General features: G+C 64.9%; 18 protein-coding genes. 6 read left to right on the top strand and 12 right to left on the bottom strand.

Translation table 11 applies throughout. The features are described 5' to 3' along the window. Nucleotides 1–80: 80 nt before the first annotated feature. A complete protein-coding gene (locus tag FHY18_RS00360) occupies nucleotides 81–308 on the bottom strand; it encodes a hypothetical protein (RefSeq protein ID WP_259149227.1) in 228 nt (75 codons plus the stop codon). Nucleotides 309–494: 186 nt separating this feature from the next. Here FHY18_RS00360 and FHY18_RS00355 point away from each other — a divergent pair, with 186 nt between their 5' ends. Next, a complete protein-coding gene (locus FHY18_RS00355; RefSeq protein ID WP_259149224.1) occupies nucleotides 495–1,706 on the top strand; it encodes an FAD-dependent oxidoreductase in 1,212 nt (403 codons plus the stop codon). A 176-nt stretch (nucleotides 1,707–1,882) separates the two neighbouring features. Here FHY18_RS00355 and FHY18_RS00350 read toward each other — a convergent pair whose 3' ends face one another. From FHY18_RS00350 to FHY18_RS00330, 5 genes are all read right to left on the bottom strand, one after another. Further along, the gene (locus FHY18_RS00350) at nucleotides 1,883–2,317 is read right to left on the bottom strand and encodes a hypothetical protein (protein WP_259152439.1); all 435 of its coding nucleotides are present in this window, start codon (nucleotides 2,315–2,317) and stop codon (nucleotides 1,883–1,885) included. Nucleotides 2,318–2,328: 11 nt separating this feature from the next. Further along, a complete protein-coding gene (locus FHY18_RS00345) occupies nucleotides 2,329–2,526 on the bottom strand; it encodes a PspC domain-containing protein (protein ID WP_259149222.1) in 198 nt (65 codons plus the stop codon). A gap of 101 nt (nucleotides 2,527–2,627) precedes the next feature. Continuing rightward, complete coding sequence (locus FHY18_RS00340; RefSeq protein WP_259149221.1) at nucleotides 2,628–3,704, bottom strand: class III poly(R)-hydroxyalkanoic acid synthase subunit PhaC; 1,077 nt, start codon at nucleotides 3,702–3,704, stop codon at nucleotides 2,628–2,630. Continuing rightward, entirely contained in the window at nucleotides 3,701–4,903 is a 1,203-nt protein-coding gene (gene phaE, locus FHY18_RS00335) for a class III poly(R)-hydroxyalkanoic acid synthase subunit PhaE (protein WP_259149216.1), read from the bottom strand. Before phaE ends, FHY18_RS00340 begins: the two co-directional genes overlap by 4 nt. A gap of 55 nt (nucleotides 4,904–4,958) precedes the next feature. Beyond that, on the bottom strand, nucleotides 4,959–5,621 hold the full coding sequence (locus FHY18_RS00330; RefSeq protein WP_259149214.1) for a CDP-alcohol phosphatidyltransferase family protein: 663 nt from the start codon (nucleotides 5,619–5,621) through the stop codon (nucleotides 4,959–4,961). Nucleotides 5,622–5,704: 83 nt separating this feature from the next. Here FHY18_RS00330 and FHY18_RS00325 point away from each other — a divergent pair, with 83 nt between their 5' ends. Then, a complete protein-coding gene (locus tag FHY18_RS00325; protein ID WP_259149212.1) occupies nucleotides 5,705–6,463 on the top strand; it encodes a 3-hydroxybutyrate dehydrogenase in 759 nt (252 codons plus the stop codon). A gap of 236 nt (nucleotides 6,464–6,699) precedes the next feature. Here the strand turns inward: FHY18_RS00325 and FHY18_RS00320 are convergent, their stop codons facing one another. The 3 genes from FHY18_RS00320 to FHY18_RS00310 all read right to left on the bottom strand — a co-directional run bounded on the left by FHY18_RS00320 (nucleotide 6,700) and on the right by FHY18_RS00310 (nucleotide 8,940). Then, nucleotides 6,700–7,188: an 8-oxo-dGTP diphosphatase gene (locus FHY18_RS00320; protein ID WP_259149211.1), complete on the bottom strand. Its 489-nt coding sequence runs from the start codon at nucleotides 7,186–7,188 to the stop codon at nucleotides 6,700–6,702. A 209-nt stretch (nucleotides 7,189–7,397) separates the two neighbouring features. Then, complete coding sequence (locus tag FHY18_RS00315; protein ID WP_259149210.1) at nucleotides 7,398–7,907, bottom strand: DUF1249 domain-containing protein; 510 nt, start codon at nucleotides 7,905–7,907, stop codon at nucleotides 7,398–7,400. Nucleotides 7,908–8,118: 211 nt separating this feature from the next. Then, nucleotides 8,119–8,940 carry a pyruvate, water dikinase regulatory protein gene (locus FHY18_RS00310; protein WP_005995409.1) on the bottom strand — a complete coding sequence of 274 codons (822 nt, stop codon included), beginning with the start codon at nucleotides 8,938–8,940 and terminating at the stop codon, nucleotides 8,119–8,121. Between the two features lie 142 nt (nucleotides 8,941–9,082). Here FHY18_RS00310 and ppsA point away from each other — a divergent pair, with 142 nt between their 5' ends. Both ppsA and FHY18_RS00300 read left to right on the top strand, forming a co-directional pair. Further along, on the top strand, nucleotides 9,083–11,461 hold the full coding sequence (ppsA, locus tag FHY18_RS00305) for a phosphoenolpyruvate synthase (protein ID WP_259149205.1): 2,379 nt from the start codon (nucleotides 9,083–9,085) through the stop codon (nucleotides 11,459–11,461). Next, nucleotides 11,461–12,429 (top strand): mechanosensitive ion channel domain-containing protein, encoded by a 969-nt coding sequence (locus FHY18_RS00300; RefSeq protein ID WP_259149203.1) that lies wholly within the window; start codon nucleotides 11,461–11,463, stop codon nucleotides 12,427–12,429. Before ppsA ends, FHY18_RS00300 begins: the two co-directional genes overlap by 1 nt. A gap of 160 nt (nucleotides 12,430–12,589) precedes the next feature. Here FHY18_RS00300 and orn read toward each other — a convergent pair whose 3' ends face one another. From orn to mntR, 3 genes are all read right to left on the bottom strand, one after another. After that, nucleotides 12,590–13,174 (bottom strand): oligoribonuclease, encoded by a 585-nt coding sequence (gene orn / locus FHY18_RS00295; protein ID WP_259149201.1) that lies wholly within the window; start codon nucleotides 13,172–13,174, stop codon nucleotides 12,590–12,592. 71 nt (nucleotides 13,175–13,245) lie between these two features. After that, on the bottom strand, nucleotides 13,246–13,761 hold the full coding sequence (gene tadA / locus FHY18_RS00290; protein WP_259149200.1) for a tRNA adenosine(34) deaminase TadA: 516 nt from the start codon (nucleotides 13,759–13,761) through the stop codon (nucleotides 13,246–13,248). Continuing rightward, complete coding sequence (mntR, locus tag FHY18_RS00285; RefSeq protein WP_259149199.1) at nucleotides 13,758–14,225, bottom strand: manganese-binding transcriptional regulator MntR; 468 nt, start codon at nucleotides 14,223–14,225, stop codon at nucleotides 13,758–13,760. The genes tadA and mntR overlap by 4 nt, the downstream gene beginning before the upstream one ends. 144 nt (nucleotides 14,226–14,369) lie before the next feature. On the opposite strand from mntR, the gene FHY18_RS00280 reads away from it, so the two are divergent. Continuing rightward, the gene (locus FHY18_RS00280; RefSeq protein WP_259149198.1) at nucleotides 14,370–15,704 is read left to right on the top strand and encodes an Nramp family divalent metal transporter; all 1,335 of its coding nucleotides are present in this window, start codon (nucleotides 14,370–14,372) and stop codon (nucleotides 15,702–15,704) included. Nucleotides 15,705–16,228: 524 nt separating this feature from the next. Further along, the gene (locus FHY18_RS00275) at nucleotides 16,229–17,053 is read left to right on the top strand and encodes an alpha/beta hydrolase (RefSeq protein WP_259152438.1); all 825 of its coding nucleotides are present in this window, start codon (nucleotides 16,229–16,231) and stop codon (nucleotides 17,051–17,053) included. Nucleotides 17,054–17,302 lie beyond the last annotated feature (249 nt).

Genomic DNA, 17,302 nt, shown 5'->3' with positions numbered 1-17,302 from the left:
ACTGAAAAAAAGCATTTTCGCAGTGCGGGCCCGTCACGGAAACCCGTTGACAGCGTGGTCGTAAACCTATGCCGCCGCGCTCAGCTGGCGCGGTGCGCGTAATGGGTGGCGGCGCGTTCGACCAGAATGCTTTCGTGCAGGGATTCCAGTGCCATGACGCGGATCTTGCCGACGTCCTTCAGCGGCACCATCCGTTCCACATACACCTCCGGGCCGGCGTCGGTCATCGCCCGCGACTTGCTGAACCCGTAAGGCACAACGCCCTTGTCGCCATCTTTGCTGCCACCGACGTACAGGACAATCGACATGCCACACCCTCTTGTTGCAGTTGCTGCGTTGGGGCGCGAGCATAACGAGCGCGCCGTGAGGAGCTTTCCACGCACGTTAACGCCGGCTGTTTGCGGTTTGGTGACGGCTTCCAGGCAAGGCTCGCCTCACGGCGACTTCACCGCGCTCGGCTGTCCAATCGCGATCCCCAGTTCTCACGAGATCGCATGGACCTCAAAAGTGGCTACCCGTTCTGGTCGATCCGAAACGGATTGATGCATGCCTATCCACGCCTGGAGCAAGACATCCACAGCGAGGTGGTGATTGTGGGCGGTGGAGTGACCGCGGCGCTGATCGCGCACGAACTGCTGCGCAATGGCCATGAAGTGGTGGTGGTCGAACAACGCGAGATCGGCTGGGGCAGCACCTCGGCCAGCACCGCCTTGCTGCAATACGAAATCGATACGCCGATGATCGAGTTGGCCAAACAACATGGCATGCCGGCGGCCGCACTGGCTTATGGCGCCTGCGCGCAGGCCATCGTCGATCTGCAGGATCTGTGCGACAGCGTTGGCGGTTGCGATTTCACCCGCCAGGACAGCCTGTATTACGCCAGCCGTGCACGCGATCTGAGCGACCTGCGAGACGAGCTCGACGCACGCCAGACGCATCGGCTGCCGGTGGAATGGGTCGACCGCGAGGCGTTATGGCACGATTACGGCGTGCGGTCGGACGGCGCAATCCTCAGCCGCCTTGCCGCCAGCGTCGACCCGTATCGCCTCTGCTACCGCCTGTTTGCCGAATGCGAGCAATACGGCGCACGCATCTTCGATCGCACCACCATCGCCGCCATCATCCCGCACGATCAACACGTCCAGTTGCGCACGCGCGATGGCGTCGTGCTGCACGCCAAGCACGTGATCCTGGCTGCAGGCTATGGCAACCAGCAGTGGCTGTCGCAGCGCGTGGCACGCAATCGCAGCAGCTATGCCTTCGTGACCGACCCGCTGCACGACAGCGAGATCGGCGCGCTCAAGCACACCATGATGTGGGAGACCGCACGCCCGTATCTGTACATGCGCAGCACCCCCGATGGCCGTGTGGTGGCCGGTGGCGAAGACGACAACGTGGACATCCCCGCACGCCGCGATGCGCGCGTGCAGGGCAAATTGAAGACGCTGCTGAAAAAGATCGGCAAGACCATGCCGGACGCGCGTCTACGCCCGGTGTTTTCGTGGGGCGGCACGTTTGCCGAAACCGCCGACGGCCTACCCTTCTTCGGCACGCATGCCGAGCAAGGCCCACGCGTATCGTTCGCGATGGCCTACGGCGGCAACGGCATCACCTACAGCGCAATCGGCGCCGGCTTGCTGCGTGCGCAACTGGAAGGAAAGCCGCACCCGTTGTCGGAACTGTTCGGATTTTCGCGCTTGGGTTGAGAGGGGATGCCGTCTTGCAGCGCAGCCGCTGAGTGTGTGGCTGTCACCACGAGGGACTGACACAGATCGCGAGCAGTCGGCAGGCGGGCATGGATGGTGCGCTCATGACCAGGATGGGCACAGGCCTGGCGGTGAGCGCGGAAGCGTTGCCAGCCACTGCAGATCCATTGCAGTGCCTAAGACCACCACGGCCACCAACCGCGGCCGTGCATTGCATAAGCGTCGGCCGCCCGCTCCAGCGGATTGCGCACATGGATGCCGCCGCAGATGAGATACACCGGCAGGAACAGCGGCCCGAGCAGCATGTATTGATAGACATGTGCACGCTCGTGATCGCCCAGGCGCACCGGCGGATGCTCGCAGCGGCCGGCCGCGTGCGCATAGGTGCTGCATTGCAGATCCAGCGATGCGCCCTTGAGCAGGATCACATTGCCCAGCGTCATCGCCCCGCCCGGCCCCCAGGGCCAGCCATGAAAAACAAGCGCAAGCTCGTGGCCCGACCAGCGCGGACGCGCGCCAAAACAACTGCCGACCGCACCGATCAATAGGCCAAGCACGGTGTTGGGCAGCGTCCACAACGCGCCCAGCAGCAGCCATGCCGATCGTGCCAGCCGCAACCGGCTCAGTCGGCCTGATTGGGGATCAGCAGCCACAAGATCAGGTAGACCAGGATGCCAGGAAACGCAGCCGAGGCGATCGAGACGATCACGAACAGGATGCGCAGCAGCGTTGAGCTCCAGCCGAGACGGCGCGCGATGCCGCCGACGACGCCGGCGATCATGCGGTCATTGAGGGAGCGGGACAGTGCAGTGGTGGCCATGGGAAGGCTCCTCGAAACGTAGCGCGCAGTCTAAAAAACCGCGCGGCAGCGGGCCGTGATGGGCGGCGATCGCACACGGATCGGCGGTTGCACGCGGCGCGTCAGGCGCTGCGGTCGCGCTCCTGCAACCAGCGATGGATCGCCACCGGCACCTCGCGCTGGGCACGTCCGGACACGTAGATCCCGATGTGCCCACCGCGAAAACTCAGCTCGCTGTAGTCGTCGCTGCCAACCAGCCCACGCAGTGCACGCGAGGCATCGGGCGGCACCAGATGGTCGTGTTCGGCGTAGATGTTGAGCACCGGCATGTCCACGTCCTGCAGATCCACCGCCTGCCCGCCGATGCTCACCTGGCCGGTGACCAGCCCGTTGCGATGGTAGAACAACGTCACGAATTCGCGGAACGCCTCGCCCGCCAGATCCGGCGAATCGAAGATCCACTTTTCCATGCGCAAGAAGTCCTCCAGCGCCTGCTTGTCGTCGAGGATGTCGAGCAAGCCGACGTATTTCTGGAGGTTGAGCCGGAACGGCTTGAGCATCAGGTAACTGGCGTTCATCAGATCGGCCGGCACGTTGCCCATGGTGTCCACGAACAGATCCACATCGACCATGCGCGCCCAGTTGGACAGCATGTTGTCGGGCGTGTGGAAATCCACCGGCGTCACCATGGTGATCAGGTTGCGCACCTTGTGCCGTTGCAGCGCGGCGTAGCACAGCGAAAAGGTGCCGCCCTGGCAGATGCCCAGCACGTCCACCGCATCCAGCCCTGATTGCGCACGCAGGTGATCCACCGCGCCATCGATGTAGCGCAGCAGATAGTCTTCGAGCGTGAGGTAGCGCTCGGAGCGATCCGGGTAGCCCCAGTCCAGCACATACACGTCCTGGCCGTGACTCAGCAGGCCCTTGACCAGCGATCGATCGGCCTGCAGATCCACCATGTACGGGCGATTGACCAACGCGTACACGATCAGCAGCGGCGTCTTGGCCACCGGCGCCTGCTCGCCGACAAAGCGATACAGCACCACCTTGCCGTCGCGCCAGATTTCCTCGCGCTCGGTCACCCCGTAGTCGACGTCTTCCACACCGGGCAGCAGTTTCAGGCCTTCGCGCAGCTTGCGTTGCAGCGACAGGGTTTCCTGCATCAGGTCTTCGGCGCTGAATCCCAACGGCCCTTTCATGCCTTGGCTCCACGTGGCGGGCGTGCGGACGGCTTACCGGCGGACGCCTTGCCGGACGAGGGTTTCGATGTGGCTTTCGCTGTCGCGGGCTTTTTGGCCGCAGCTGCTGCAGCTGCGGTCTTCCTGGCCGCAGGTTTCCTGGGGGCGGTCGTCTTTGCTGCATCGGTTGCAGCGGCCGGCTTGCGCGCAGCGGCGGATTTGGGCGCCGCTGCGCGCCTTGGCGGGGGCGCGGCCTGCGGCTCGTCCGGGGTGGCGTCGGCAGGCTTGCCCGCCGTCCGGGTGCTGGCGGCGGCGGTACGCAGCATCCGTCGCACCGCGCGCTCCAGTTCTGCGATACGGCGATGGGCGGCATCCATCTCCGAGCGCGTCGGCATCCCGAAGCGCTCGCTGAGTTGCTCTACTTCCTCCTGCAAGGCCGCGCGCAAGCGCATATGCGCGTTGGCGAAACCGCCGTACACGTCGCGGAACTGATCCGACAACGCGACATCGGCATAGGATTCTTCGGCCGCCTCGATCCACAGATCGAACAGGGCGCGCGCGCTGGTCAGCTGGCTGCCGCTGCTCTCGTGCTCGCTCAGCTTGGTGGTGAACCGGGTGAAAGCCTGCTCGATCGCGGCCTTGAGTTGCTCGCCATAGGCCTGCGACTGCGCCTGATAGTCCTGTTGCGCGCGCGCCAGTTTCTGCAGGCGCGCCTGATGATTGCGGTTCAAGCCGAAGGCTGGCATGTCCAGCCACGGCGCGTTTTCCTCGCGCCATTTGCCCAGGGTCTGTGCCGCCTCCTGCAACCACGGGTCGAAGCCACCCGGGCCGCCGCCGCGCAGCGAGCCCAGCGTCCACTGCATCAGTTGTTCGCCCTGCCCCTGCACCGCACGCCGCCAGGCATCGGAGACTTCATTGGCGGAGGTATCGCGGCCCGCGAACTGCCCGGCCACCTGTTGCATGGTGCCGAACCAGCCGCCAGCCTGGGTCCGAAAGCGATCGATGGCTTCCTGCGCCTGCGGCGCGGCCTGGGTGGGCAGCAACTGCGACCACCAGTCCACCGCCTTGCGCCAGTCCTGCGGGGCGTCGCCGCCGGGCGCCGGCGGTGGCTGCGCGGCGGACCCGGACTGGCCGTGGCGCATGGCGTCTCCCCAGGCGGCCCAATACTGGCGTGCCTTGTCCTCGACATTGCCGTTGCCCGAACCGCTGCTAGCCATCATGCCCTCCTGTGACGATCCACCGAGCCATCCTACCGCGTGAGACCAGGCGTGCCGCTCAGGGTTTGGGAATCCGCAACGTCTTGCTGATCATCAGCGAGCCGGAGATGGCGAACAGCAGCACCAACGGATGGAACTGCCATGGCCCGAGCTGCCACTGGCCCCACCACAGGGATTGGCCGATGTGGCCGGTGCTGGCGGCGACCGCGAGCAGGATCACCAGCACCAGACTGGTCGGAATCGGCGTGCCTTCGAAGTACGGCACCTTGTCGGCCTCGCCGGCGATCTCTTCGGCGGTCACGTTGTAGCGCGCCAGCCGGCTCACGCCGCAGCAGACGAAATAGCTCAGGACCAGCCAGTCCCAGCCGCCACGCATGCCGCAGGCGTAACCAAGCGCCGCCGGCGCCACGCCGAAGGAGATCACGTCGGCCAGCGAATCCAGCTCACGGCCGAGGGTGGAGGACGCCTTGCGCCAACGCGCGACGTGCCCGTCCAGCGCGTCGAAGACGAATGCCAGCGGAATCAACGCCATGCCCAGCAACAGGTCGCCCCGGTGTCCTTCCTGCAGGAACCGCATCGAGGCGAAGACAGCCCCGGTCCCGCAGAAGGCGTTGGCGAGCGTGAACCAGTCCGCAAGTTGGAAATCGCGCAGCATCGAAAAATGGCGTTTCATGCGGAACCTGATCAGAGCGAGGCGCAAAGGGTAACGCGCGCGCGCCATGCAGGCGACCGTTTCGCCCTCGTCCGCTAGGCTGGCGATCAGCGTGGCCGCTCCTGGCCGCGCGTCACAGAGAAGGACTCCCGATGCGCAGCATCCTGATCACCGGCGCGGGCAGCGGCATTGGCGCCGGCATCGCCACCCACCTGGCAAGCGACGGCCACCATCTGCTGGTCAGCGACATGGACCAGACCGCTGCCGGGCACACGGCCCAGCGCATACGGAACGCGGGCGGCTCGGCCGAGGCCCTTGTGCTGGATGTCACCGACGACGACAGCATCGCGCGTGCGCTGTCCAGCGCCTCGCAGCCCCCGCAGGTGCTGGTGAACAACGCCGGCCTGCAGCAGGTGGCTGCGTTGGAAGACTTCCCGATGCAGCGTTGGGCGCTGCTGGTCGAGGTCATGCTGACCGGTGCGGCTCGGCTCAGCCGTGCAGTGCTGCCGGGCATGCGCGCGGCAGGCTATGGCCGTATCGTCAACGTCGGCAGCATCCATTCGCTGGTCGCCAGCCCCTACAAGAGCGCGTATGTGGCCGCCAAGCATGGCCTGGTCGGCCTGGCCAAGGTGATTGCGCTGGAAACCGCCGACTGCGACATCACCGTCAACACGCTCTGCCCCAGCTATGTGCGCACGCCGCTGGTGGAGCGCCAGATCGCCGACCAGGCGCGCACGCGTGGCATTGCCGAAGAGGCGGTGATCCGCGATGTGATGCTCAAGCCGATGCCCAAGGGCGCCTTCATCGAGTACGACGAGCTGGCCGGCACGGTAGCATTCCTGATGTCGCATGCGGCCCGCAACATCACCGGGCAATCCATCGCCATCGATGGCGGCTGGACCGCCCAATAAACGCACTGGCGAAATTTTGACCAGCCAGCGCAAGCGTGTTGCGCCGCAAGGGGGCTGCGCACTTGTCCACAGACTTGCGCAGCGTCCATCCACAGGCCATGTGGAAAACTGTGCGGGTAATCGCGCCTTGCTGATGACGAAGATCGCCGACGGCACCGGTGAGCCCGGCGAGCGCGACGTGACATGCCGGCGGCCCGACGCGCGGCGGCCGTGCAGGACAGCCCAACGGCAATCGATCAGACCCGCGAATAGCTCCACGATTGCATGCGCCCGTCGCGATACGGCATCACCCCATGGAAGGGGCGCGGGTCGCCATCGAACACCAGCGGCAGGAAGTTGCGGTCGCCCTCCCACATCGGCACCTGGTCCATCTGCGCAAGCGGCACCCATTCCAGCGTGCCTTCCGGATTGGAGGTCTGCGGGGTGCCGTCGAAGCTGCGGATCAGGAACACGAACCCCAACCAATCCTCGCCCTGCTTGCCGAACCCGGGCCAGCTCATGGTGCCGCGCAATTGCATGTCACCGCACTCCACGCCGGCTTCTTCGCGGATCTCGCGCCGCATGCAGGCCAGCACGTCTTCGTCCGGCTCCACCTTGCCGCCGAGCCCGTTGTACTTGCCCAGGTGTTGATCACCGGGGCGGGCATTGCGGTGGATCATCAGCACCTGCGTGCCGTCCGGCGACAACAGGTAGCCAAGCGTGGCGACAATCGGGGTATAGGGCATGGCGCGCGATCTGCAACGAAGCGCATCAGTATGACCGATGCCACGCATCCCGCGTGGCGCAGACAGCGACCGGCTGACGTGCAGTCGTGGCACAGGTGCATCGGCTGCGCTTGGCACGGGCCAGGCCCGACCCGCTTGCAGACAACTCGCCGCCCCCGCCCAACGGCCGCGCTCGCTGACGACGCCCAGGCACCCGCTACTGAGTGCGCTTAACCGACAATTACCTGCGCGCTGGGCCGCGGCGGCGCCACGTAGTCGGTATCCAGCCGCAGGGTGGCAACCCCATGGCCGCGTTCGGCCAGGTATTCCAGCCACTTGCCCAGGAAGGTATTCATGCGCATGCGATGGCTGATCAGCTCGGCCGGCGGCGGAAACATGCCCATCACGTCCTGCCAGCGACGGCCCACGTAGCAATGGGTGGTCTCGGCCTGGCGTGCATCGCGGTACAGACGCACATATGCAGACGGGTCCGGCTCACCGGTCACCGGGTCGCACAGGTCGTAGGTCAGGCGCAGCTCGACGGTGTAGCGATGGCATTCGATCACGTCCAGCCGCAGGTTCAGCCCATCGCCGATCGACGACACATACGACCCAGGCGCCAGATCGGCCGGCGCAAACAGGCGGGTGAGATGCTGGAAGTTTTCTGCGTACAACCCCATCAGCCAGCCGAAACGGCTCAGACGGGGGATGATTTCGAGTTTGCTCAATGCTTGGGCCATGCACCGATCCTACACGCTGCGCTGCCGCACGGGCAGCATTGACGAGAGCCCAATGACAGGCCTACCTTGGCGGAGCACTGCCCCGCCCGCTTGATTTCCATCGCACTGCCAGCAAGCCGTCAGCGGCGTCGCGGCAGCACCCGGATGGTGGACGCCGCCCGGTTGCCCAACCCCCGTGCACAGCCCGCAAGCCCGCCGCGCCAATCCGGGCTCAGAACATCTCGCGCTGCAGCCCCAGGGTCGACAACACCTTGCTGGAGATTTCTTCGATCGACGTGTTGGTGGTGCTGAGCGTGGGAATGCGCTCCATCTGGAACATGCGCTCGGCAGTTGCAACCTCGCGTCGGCAGGTCTCGGCCGCGCTGTAGCGCGAGTTGGCACGACGCTCCTGGCGGATCTGCTGCAGACGCTCCGGGTCGATGGTCAGGCCGAACAACTTGTTGCGGTAGTTGCGCAAGCGCGGCGGCAGGCGTTCGTTTTCCAGATCTTCTTCTGTCAACGGATAGTTGGCGGCGCGGATGCCGTAATGCAAGGCCAGATAGATGCACGTTGGCGTCTTGCCTGCACGCGATACCGCCACCAGAATCACATCGGCCTCGTCGTAGTTGAGCGCAATGCCGTCGTCGTGGCTCAACGCGAAGTTCATCGCATTGATGCGGCGGTGATAGGTCTCGAAATCGACCATGCCGTGCGCGCGGCCCACGCGCGAGTGCCGCGGCGCGTTGAGCTCGCGCTCCAGCGGCTCGATGAAGGGCGCAAACACATCCAGCATCAGCGCACCGCTTTCGGCCAGGATCATGCTCAGCTGCGGATCCACGCAGGAATTGACCACCACCGGACGCACCTGGTAACGCTCGCCGGCAGCGCGCACGCGCATCGCGGCGTCGCGCGCTTTTTCTGCATCGTCAATGAACGACATGCGGTCGGTGACGAAGTTGAATCCGCTGAACTGGGTGAGCAGGCTATGCCCAATCGTTTCAGCGGTGATACCGGTTCCATCGGAGACATAAAACACCGGCCGAATTGTTGACATCAAGACCACCTCTTTGAACTGGTGTCCAAAAGTTACGGGTTCATGCTTGTGCAGGCTCCGCTGTGCACTGCATCATAGCGGCTTCTTCCTACGGTCGCGGCCATTCAGCCCGCTCGGGCGATGGCCTTACGGAGCATCGCGCTTGAACGAGAATATCCTGTGGTTGCATGAGCTACGCCTGGCCGACCTGGCCCGCGTAGGCGGTAAGAACTCCTCGCTCGGCGAGATGATCGGCAACCTGGCCGGGCTGGGCGTTTCGGTTCCCGGTGGATATGCGACCACTGCCGAAGCGTTCAAGGACTTCATCGCGCACAACGATCTGTCCAAGCGCATTTTCGACAAGCTGGCAACGCTGGACGTCGAAGACGTCACCGCACTCACCGCGGCCGGCAAGGAAATCCGCGGCTGGGTGATCGATGCACCGCTGCAGCCGGAACTGGACCGCGACATCCGCACCGCCTACGAGCAGTTGTGCGCAGAAAATGGCGGCGGCGACGTCGCGGTGGCCGTGCGTTCTTCTGCCACTGCAGAAGACCTGCCGGACGCCTCGTTCGCCGGCCAGCAGGAAACCTTCCTCAACGTGACCGGCGCCGACGATGTCGTGCACAAGGTCAAGGAAGTGTTCGCCAGCCTCTACAACGATCGCGCGATTGCCTATCGCGTGCACCACGGCTTCAAGCACGAAGACGTGTTCCTGTCGGCCGGCGTGCAGTTGATGGTGCGCTCGGGCGTGGGCGCGGCCGGCGTGTTGTTCACGCTGGACACCGAATCGGGCTTCCGCGACGTGGTGTTCGTCACCTCCAGCTTCGGCCTGGGCGAGATGGTCGTGCAGGGCGCGGTCAACCCGGACGAGTTCTATGTCTACAAGCCCACGCTGACCGCAGGCAAACCGGCGATCCTGCGTCGCTCGCTCGGCAGCAAGGCGATCCGCATGGTGTATTCGGACGTGCCCGGCGAGCGCGTGCGTACCGAAGACACACCGGTGGAGCTGCGCAGCACCTTCTCGATCAGCGACGAAGACGTGCAGGAGCTCTCCAAGCAGGCGCTGGTGATCGAAAAGCATTACGGCCGCCCGATGGATATCGAGTGGGCCAAGGATGGCGTGAGCGGCAAGCTGTTCATCGTGCAGGCGCGCCCGGAAACCGTGAAGTCGCGCAGCCATGCCACCCAGATCGAGCGTTTCTCGCTGGAAGCCAAGGACGCCAAGATCCTGGTCGAGGGCCGTGCGGTGGGCGCCAAGATCGGCAGCGGCGTGGCCCGGGTGGTGCGCTCGCTGGACGACATGAATCGCGTGCAGGCCGGCGACGTGTTGATCGCCGACATGACCGACCCCGATTGGGAGCCGGTGATGAAGCGTGCCTCGGCCATCGTCACCAACCGTGGCGGCCGCACCTGCCATGCAGCGATCATCGCGCGCGAACTCGGCGTGCCGGCCGTGGTCGGCTCGGGCAACGCCACCGATGTGATCAGCGACGGCCAGGAAGTGACGGTCAGCTGCGCCGAGGGCGATACCGGCTTCATCTACGACGGCCTGCTGCCGTTCGAGCGCACCACCACCGACCTGGGCAACATGCCGCCTGCCCCGCTCAAGATCATGATGAACGTGGCCAACCCGGAGCGCGCGTTCGACTTCGGCCAGCTGCCCAACGCCGGCATCGGCTTGGCGCGTCTGGAAATGATCATCGCCGCGCATATCGGCATCCATCCCAACGCGCTGCTGGAATACGACAAGCAGGACGCCGACGTCCGCAAGAAGATCGACGCCAAGACCGCCGGCTATGGCGATCCGGTGAGCTTCTACGTCAACCGCCTGGCCGAGGGCATCGCCACGCTGACCGCCTCGGTGGCGCCGAACACGGTGATCGTGCGCCTGTCGGACTTCAAGTCCAACGAGTACGCCAACCTGATCGGCGGTTCGCGCTACGAGCCGCATGAAGAGAACCCGATGATCGGCTTCCGTGGCGCCAGCCGCTACGTCGATCCGTCCTTCACCAAGGCCTTCGCGCTGGAGTGCAAGGCGGTGCTGAAGGTGCGCAACGAGATGGGCCTGGACAACCTCTGGGTGATGATCCCGTTCGTGCGCACGCTGGAAGAAGGCCGCAAGGTGATCGAGGTGCTAGAGCAGAACGGGCTCAAGCAGGGCGAGAACGGTCTGAAGATCATCATGATGTGCGAGCTGCCGTCCAACGCGCTGTTGGCCGATGAATTCCTGGAGATCTTCGACGGTTTCTCGATCGGCTCCAACGACCTGACCCAGCTGACCCTGGGCCTGGACCGCGATTCGTCGATCGTGGCGCACCTGTTCGACGAGCGGAATCCGGCGGTCAAGAAGCTGCTGTCGATGGCGATCAAGTCGGCGCGCGCCAAGGGCAAGTATGTGGGCATCTGCGGCCAGGGGCCGTCGGATCACCCGGAGCTGGCCGAGTGGCTGATGCAGGAAGGGATCGAGTCGGTGTCGCTGAATCCTGACACCGTGGTCGATACCTGGTTGCGTCTGGCCAAGCTGAAGAGCGAGAGCTGATGGGTATGCCGGGTGCGGTACTGGCGGCAGCAGCGGGAGCTGCTGCAGCAACCACCAAGACGGTAGTCGCTGTCCCGAAGCAACCGACGGGCTGGGATAAGGTCGACTGGGCGCAAATCCTGCTGAACTGGGGAGTTGCGCTTGTCATTCTGATCGTGGGCATGTGGCTGGCAAAGCAGCTCAGCCAATGGCTGCACCGCGCTTTGACCCGCGCCCGCATCGAGATCACGCTGACCAACTTCCTGCGCAATGTGGTCTACGCATTGCTGCTGGTCCTGGTGTTCGTCAGTGCGCTGAGCAAGATCGGCGTACCGCCAACCTCGTTGATTGCGGTGCTCGGTGCGGCAGGCCTGGCGGTCGGTCTGGCGTTGAAGGATTCGCTGTCCAACATCGCAGCAGGCGTGATGCTGATCGTGCTGCGGCCGATGCGCGACGGCGACCACGTGGTGATCGCCGGCCAGGAAGGCATCGTGGACGAGATCCGGATCTTCCAGACCCGGCTGCGTAGCTTCGACGAACGCATGATCACCCTGCCCAACAGCACCATCACCACCGCGCCCATCGTCAACTACAGCACCCTGCCCAACCGTCGCCTGGAAGTGACCGTGGGCGTGGGCTACGGCGATGACCTGAAGAAAGCCCAGCAGCTGTTGCTGCAGATCGCCAAGGACAATCCGAACATCCTGGAGTCGCCGGCACCGTTCGTGCAGGTCACCAACCTGGGCGAAAGCACGGTGGATCTGATGTTGTTCGCATATGCGACCAACGGCAATTTCGGCGCGGCCAAGAGCACCACGCTGGAACAGATCCGCAACCAGCTGCTGGAGAACGGGCTCAACATTCCGTATCCGCAGCGCGACCTGCACGTGTATCACCACGATGCCGACGGCAAGCCGATCGGGGATCTGTTGCGCAAGGGCATCGCGGACGATGGCGATCTCACCAAGGGGCCGCCGTTGGCGCGCTGAGCGTCCAGGTCACCTGTAAAGAGCAAAAGGCCGCATCGAAGGATGCGGCCTTTTGTGTTGCGTCACTGCGCGCTGCGCTGTTGCTGCGATTGCGACGGCCGCCTTGGCATGGGCGCGATCGAGTCTGGGTGCGCCAGATGCACTGCGTCCTGCAGCAGGATCACCCCTGCGCGCCGGCCTCGGTATCGCCGCCGAGCGCACCCATGAACTGGCGGTAGTGACGCAGTTCGTCGATGGAATCGCGCACATCGCTCAGCGCGGTATGCGCCGAGCTCTTGGCAAAACCATTTGCCACCGTCGGTGCCCAGCGGCGCGCCAATTCCTTGATGGTGGACACGTCGAGATTGCGGTAGTGGAAATAACGCTCCAGGCGCGACATCTGGCGGTGCAGGAAGCGGCGGTCCTGGCAGATCGAGTTGCCGCACATCGGCGAGGCACCGGCGCGGATCCACTCGCCAAGAAACGCCACCGTCTGCGCTTCGGCCTGCGCATGGGTGACCCGGCTATCGAGCACGCGTTGCCACAGGCCGGAACGACGGTGCTGGTTGCGGTTCCACTCGTCCATCGCTTCCAGGGTGGCCAGCGGGTGGGCGATGGCCAGTTCCGGCCCTTCGGCAAGCACGTTCAACTGCGCATCGGTCACGATGGTGGCGATCTCGATGATCGAATCGCGATCGGTATCCAGGCCGGTCATTTCCAGATCGATCCAGATCAGTCGGTCGTTGCCCGCAACGTTGTCTGCCATATCACCGTCCTGTGGAGGCCGTTGCCGGCCGGGGTACTGAAAGGGCGCGCATCATACCGCGGCCGTGCCGCTCAGGGCACGAGCGGCGGCTTGCCACGCTTGGCGCGAAAATAATTGGTCAGCCGCAGGCTCGCCTCTGCCGCCAGCACGCCGCCCGCCACCTGCACGCGATGGTTGTGACGCGGGTCGGCCAACAGATCGAAGACACTGCCGCAGGCGCCGGTCTTGGGGTCGCTGGCGGCGAACACCACGCGGGCGATACGTGCATGGATCATGGCCATGGCGCACATCGCGCACGGCTCCAGCGTGACGTAGAGCGTGCAGCCGATCAGGCGGTGATTGGCCAGGCGGCGCCCGCCTTCGCGCATGGCCACGATCTCGGCATGCGCGCTGGGATCGTGACTGGCGATGTTGTAGTTCCAGCCCTCGCCCAGCACGTTGCCATCGGTGTCGATCAGCACTGCCCCGACCGGGATTTCGTCATAGTCGCGTTCGGCACGCTCGGCCAGCTGCAGGGCGTGCTGCATCCACTGCGTATCGATGGCCGCCTGCGACGTACCGACCAGCGGTGCGGCCGGCGCACTCACGTCGCCGGACCGCCCTGGCGATCGAGAAACGCGGCGAACGCGGCAACGGTGGCCTCGCTGACATGGTGTTCGATGCCTTCGGCATCGCGACGTGCGGTGGCTTCGTCGATGCCCAGTGCGAGCAGGAAGCGCTCGACGATCTGATGCCGCTGGCGGCTGGAGGCTGCCAATGCCTCGCCGGCCGGGGTCAGGAACACGCCGCGGTACGGGCGCTGCACCACCCAGCCGTCGCGTACCAGGCGCTTGAGCATCTTGGCCACGGTGGGCTGCGCCACGCCCAGGCGCGCGGCGATGTCGACCTGGCGCGCCTCGCCGCCGTCGACCAATAGATCGGAGATCAGCTCCACATAGTCCTCGACCAGCTCGGCGCGGCGCGCTTCGCGCACCTGACGGAAGCTCTCCATATGCACCTGCGCATCGATCAGGGACGGCGTAGCCGCCGCCAGCTTTTCGCTCTTGCCCACCCGCATCCTCGTCGTCGCGTCCGGCATCGGTGCCGGGTGCGTAGTGTGAAGCACGCGGCCGATCAATACGATTGAGTTTGCCAATGCTCAACAGCATAGCACTTGCTATATCATCCATCCCACCGCCCTCGCTGCCTCCCCTGCATGTCCGCCGATACTCTTTCCCCTGTGCGCTCTCCTGCCTCCACCAACGGCGGGCTGGGCGATCACCACGCCAGCGTGGCCGTGCCCAGGAACGGCCATTGGTGGTTCCGTCTGCTGGCCTTTCTGGGCCCGGGCTACATGGTGTCGGTGGGCTACATGGATCCGGGCAACTGGGCGACCGATCTGGCCGGCGGCTCGCAGTTCGGCTATCTGCTGTTGTCAGTGATCCTGCTGTCCAATGTCATGGCGATCGTGTTGCAGAGCCTGTCGGCGCGGCTGGGCATCGCGACCGGGCTGGATCTGGCGCAGGCCTGCCGCGCGCGCTACCCGCGTGGCGTGAACCTGGCGCTATGGGGGCTGTGCGAGCTGGCGATCGTCGCCTGCGATCTTGCCGAAGTGATCGGCACCGCGATCGCGTTGAAGTTGTTGTTCGGTATTCCGCTCACCATGGGCGCGATCATCACCGCGATCGATGTAGTGCTGGTGCTGTTGCTGATGAATCGCGGCTTCCGTGCACTGGAAGCGTTTGTGATGGCGTTGCTGCTGATCATCTTCGTGTGCTTCGGCATCCAGATCGCGCTGGCGGCACCGCCGATCGCCGCCGTGCTGGGCGGCTTCATTCCGCGTGCGCAAGTAGTCACCGATCCGCAGGCGCTGTATCTGGCCATCGGCATCATCGGCGCCACCGTGATGCCACATAACCTGTACCTGCATTCGTCGATCGTGCAGACGCGCGCCTACCCGCGCACCGACGATGGACGTCGCTCGGCACTGCGCTGGGCAGTCACCGACAGCACCGTGGCGCTGATGTTTGCGTTGTTCATCAACGCGTCGATCCTGATCCTGGCGGCAGCGGTGTTCCATGCGCAGGGCCGCACCGACGTGCAGGAAATCGAACAGGCGCATGCCTTGCTCGCGCCGATGCTGGGCGTGGGGCTGGCCTCGACCCTGTTTGCGATCGCCCTGCTCGCCTCCGGGGTCAACTCGACGGTCACCGCGACGTTGGCCGGACAGATCGTGATGGAAGGCTTCCTGCAATTGCGCTTGCCGCCGTGGGTGCGCCGCTTGCTCACCCGTGGCATCGCCATCGTGCCGGTGGTGGTGGTGACCTGGTTATACGGCGAGGCAGGCACTGCGCGGCTGTTGGTGTTGAGCCAGGTGGTGCTGTCGATGCAGTTGCCGTTTGCGGTGATTCCGCTGGTGCGCTTTGTCTCGGACCGAACCCTGATGGGCGCGCTGGTGGCGCCGGCCTGGCTGGTACGCATGGCCTGGGTGATTGCGGCGGTGATCGTTGTCTTGAACGGCAAGCTGCTGTGGGACACCGCACTGCACTGAGTGGCGGGCACAGCCGGAATGGTCGATGGAACACGGCATCGGCGCGCGCTGCAGAGCCAGTCGGCGATGCACGCTGAGGCTTTGATCAGCGCCGCACTGCGTTCATGCGAGGTGGATGTCCGGAAAGATCCACAACGGCGCATCGACTGCAGCGAACGAGCTGATCTGCAACACGGGGGATAACCGCTGTAGAGCGCACGCAGATGCAATCTGCGCTGCAACGCAGGCGGTCTACTGCTCGCATGCACCGGCACGCCCGTGGCCTGCTCGCGCTGCGTGGCGCAGGCCCATGCAAGCGCGATGCGATCGCATCGTGCCATCGCCGGGCTGCATGCCCCTCGCCCCCAGGAGTATTTATGGATCCGTTCGAGGCGCATCCGGCCGACGCCGGACGCCGCAGTTTTCTCATCACCGGCACGGTCGCCGTGGCAGCGTTGTCATTGCCAGCGCTCGCCACTGCCGCTGCTCCCGCACGCGCCCCCGCTGCCAGCCCGTCCCACTCGTCCACTCACGGAGTCAACCCGATGTCCAATTTCGTCAAACGCCCCGACGGCGCCAACATCTTCTACAAGGATTGGGGCAAGGGCCAACCGGTCGTCTTCGCACATGGTTGGCCGCTCAGCGCCGATGCCTGGGACCCGCAAATGCTGTTCATGGGTCAGCACGGCTATCGCGTGATCGCGCACGACCGCCGCAGCCATGGCCGCTCCTCGCAGACCTGGGACGGTAACGACATGGACACCTATGCAGACGACCTGGCTGCAGTGATCGACGCGCTGGACCTGAAGGATGCGATCCTGGTCGGCCATTCCACCGGCGGTGGCGAAGTGGCGCATTACGTTGGCCGCCATGGCAGCAAGCGCGTGGCCAAGGTGGTACTGGTCGGCGCAGTGCCGCCGCAGATGGTCAAGAGCCCGACCAATCCGGGCGGCCTGCCGATGAGCGTGTTCGACGGCATCCGCGATGGCGTGGCCAAGGACCGTTCGCAGTTCTATCAGGACCTGACCACGCCGTTCTTCGGTGCCAACCGTGACGGCAACAAGGTCACCCAGGGCATGCGCGATTCGTTCTGGCTGCAAGGCATGCTGGGAGGCCACAAGGGTCAGTACGACTGCATCAAGGAATTCTCCGAGGTCGATTACACCGCCGACCTGAAGAAGATCGATGTGCCGGCGCTGGTGGTGCATGGCGACGACGACCAGATCGTGCCGATCGATGCGTCGGGCAAGTTGTCGGCCAAGATCATCAGCAACGCCGAACTGAAGATCTACGCTGGCGCGCCGCATGGCTTGACCGTCACCCACGCCGATCAGTTCAACAAGGATCTGCTGGCCTTCGCCAAGAGCTGATTTTTGCTTCACTGCGTCAGGCAAAGGCCGGCTCGTGAGAGCCGGCCTTTCGCTTTGGTGCGCGGGAATGCGTTGCGATCAGGCTGGCGGCCTCAGCGTCGATGGCTTGTTGCCAGTGGCGCCCGTGCCGGGCATCGATGCGCCTCGTGCAGGCGCGATGCGGGTCCGTGCCGTGCTCGCAAGATGCCGAACCAGCAAGCGATGTGGCAACGGTGCAGCTTCGCAGCCTGGTCGCAACGAGGCGCAACG

It is taken from the genome of Xanthomonas sp. 3793 (assembly GCF_024806835.1).
Taxonomy (GTDB): domain Bacteria; phylum Pseudomonadota; class Gammaproteobacteria; order Xanthomonadales; family Xanthomonadaceae; genus Xanthomonas; species Xanthomonas arboricola_F.
The sequence above is the reverse complement of the archived record's forward strand: the minus strand, read 5'-3'. Positions and strand labels throughout refer to the sequence as shown.